Genomic DNA, 2,765 nt, shown 5'->3' with positions numbered 1-2,765 from the left:
CGTCTCAAGATCCTCGACTTCGGCCTTTCCTGGGAAGGCGAGCGGCGCGGCGCCGAGTCGGCGGCCGTGGGATCGCTGCCTTACACGCCGCCGGAGGCCTACATGGGGGACTTCGGTCCCAGCGGAGATCTCTTCGCGCTCGGCGCCGCTTTTTATCGCGCGCTGTCGGGACGCTTTCCCTACGAGAAGCCTCTGACGCCGCTGGGTCTGGAACGGGTCGCGCCGCCGCCTCCGCTGCGCGAGCTCAAGCCCGAAGTACCCGAATATCTATCCCAGGCGATCACGAGGCTGCTCGAGCTCTCGCCGCTGCGGCGCCCGGCCTCCGCGGCCTTGCTGCTCAAGTATCTGCGGCGCCAGGCGGGCGAAGACCTGCCGGGCGGCGAGGCGGAAGAGGACTTCGAGATCCCCAAGCTGCCCTTGGTCGGCCGCGAGGTCGAGATGGAACGGGCCCGCGCCGCGCTGCGGGACTCGACCGCGGAGCCGCGGCTGTGGACGTTGAGCGGGCCGACCGGCGTCGGGCGCAGCCGATTCTTGGAGGAGTGGCGCTGGGAGGCGGTGTTTCGCGGCTACCGTGTCGTGGAGATCGGCGCAAATGCAGGGGAGAACTGGCTCGCGCGCTTGCAGCGGGACTTAGGCATCGTCGCGGCGGAAGAGGCCGGAGACGATTGGTTCGCCGCGGCCGAGCGCTGCGCCCGCGCCCTGCGCGAGCGCCCGTCCTTGATGGTCTGCAGCGATCTCCACCGTTGGCCCGCCGCGCGTCGCGGGCGGCTGAAGGTGTTTTGGAGCCTGCTCCTCGCCGGGACCTCCGTTTTGAGAATCTTGGCGGAATACAACGACGAGCTGGTCACGGAGGCGGAGCTCCTCCCCGAAGGTTTCGCGGAGGCGGGACTCGGCCTGCGCCTCGCCTTGGGCGATCTGACGGAGGCGGCGACCCTGGATCTGCTCAAGCAGGCGAGCCTGGGGCGGGATTGGCCGCCGCAGGCCTTGCCAGGGGTCGCCCGGCAGTCCGGCGGCAGGCCGATGCTGGCGCTGGAAGGACTGCGGGCCCTGGCCGGCGCGGGCGGAAAGGTCGGGCGGGTTGCCGTGCCGGCGGATTTTTGCGCGGCGGCGCGCGCGAAGCGGAGTCTGCGAGCCTGCGAGAAATGGGCGAGCGGCTGGGCGCGGCCGGTTATGAGGCGGAAACGCTGTGGCTGGACCTCGCCCGGCACGGCCTGCTGGCGCCGCGCCCTCGGGAAGGCGATCGCTTGACCCTCGCGCACCCTTCCTTGGCCGGGGATTATCTCGCGGCCCTGCCGGAGGGCGTCCGACGGAAGGCGCACCGGCTTTGGCTGGAGGCTTTGCCGGAAGCGAGGGCGGTTTCCCGCCTGCACCACGCCTGGGCCTTGGGCGAGCGCGGAACGGCCGCCGCCGTCGGTATCGCCGCCTTGCGCGGCCTTGAGGCGCGCGGAGATTTAGAGGCGTTGTTGGTCTGGGCCGAGCGCCTGAAGACCTTGCGGGACCCCGCCTTGGATCGCCGCTGGCTGCACGTGCTGCGCGCGGTCGCCAACTACCGGCTGGGCCGCCATGAGGCGGCGCGGCGCGCCTACCGCGACTGGTTCGAGGCGGCCCGGGAGGCGGATCCGGACCTGGCCGAGGCGCGCTACCGATTCTACTTGGGTCTGGTTTTCTCCGCCGAGGGGAAGGGGGGCGAGGCGGAACGCGAGCTTAAGAAGGCGCTGCGCGCGGATCCGAAAAGAAATCCGGAAGCGGCCGTCTATCAGGCCCGCGCCCACAACCTGCTCGCCGCGCGGGCGGCGGAGCGGGGCGATGCATCCGCGGCGCGCCGCCACCTCGAGGCCGCGCAAGGACTGGCCGGCGGCGACCCGGCGATCTTGGGCGAGGTGGTGCAGCGCCTGGGGGCGCTTGCTCAGGCCGAGCTGCGCTTTGCCGAGGCGAGGCAATGCTTCGAGACTTCCCTGGCTCACTACGCCCGTGCCGGAAGTCCCCAGATGATCGCGATTGCCGAAAATTGTCTCGGCATGCTGGCGCGGGAGCGCGGCCAGCCCAGCGAGGCCCTTGAGGCCCTGGACCGAGCCTGCCGGGAGGCCCGGCACGGCGGCGAGCTTTTGCAGTGGGGCCGTTACGAGGGCAACCGCGCGCTCGCTTGCTTGGATACCGGTGACGCCGCCTCGGCCCTCGCGGCGCTGGCGCGCGCGGGTTCGGTGCTGCGCATCCTGGGCGGCGCGGCCGACCGGGCCTTGCTGGGGCTCGCCGTCGTGGACGTCGACCTTGCGCTCGGCCTCTGCGAGCGGGCGCTGCGCCGCCTCGCGGAGCTGGAGGCCTCGCCCGCCAGCCGCGAGGACCGGGCGCTTGCGCGGGCCCTGCGTCTCCATCGGGCGCAGGTATGGATCGAAGGGGGGAGAGAGGCCGAGGCCGAAGCTGTCTTGAAGGAATTATTGCGGGAACCGGGGGCGAGCCCCGCCGAGCGATGGCAGGCCCGCTTCCTGCTGTGGCGCGCCAGGTTCCGCCGCGGCGCCCTGCGGCAGGGGGAGATCGCCGCGGAGTTGGGAGAGTTGGCGACCCTCGAAGGGGAGTCCTTCGGCGCCTGGAGCCGCCTTTGGAGATACCTTTCGGCGCCGAAGCCGGAGTCGGTCGAGCCGTCCGACACCTTCCTGAACTGGTTGGGCGAAACGCCGTGGCCGGCCTGGCGCCGCGAGGCGGCCCGCGACGCGGCCCTGGCGGCGCGCCGTGCCGGCCGCGAGGCGGACGCGGCTCGGGCCGAGACT

General features: G+C 72.1%; 2 protein-coding genes. Both read left to right on the top strand.

Translation table 11 applies throughout. The features are described 5' to 3' along the window. Window positions 1-1,248: hypothetical protein (locus FBR05_15265; protein MDL1873539.1), on the top strand; the 1,248-nt coding region annotated here is incomplete at its 5' end. Next, the coding region (locus FBR05_15260; GenBank protein ID MDL1873538.1) for a hypothetical protein at window positions 1,245-2,765 on the top strand (1,521 nt) is incomplete at its 3' end. The genes FBR05_15265 and FBR05_15260, both read left to right, overlap by 4 nt.

The organism is Deltaproteobacteria bacterium PRO3 (assembly GCA_030263375.1).
Lineage (GTDB): Bacteria > UBA10199 > UBA10199 > DSSB01 > DSSB01 > DSSB01.
The sequence above is the reverse complement of the archived record's forward strand: the minus strand, read 5'-3'. Positions and strand labels throughout refer to the sequence as shown.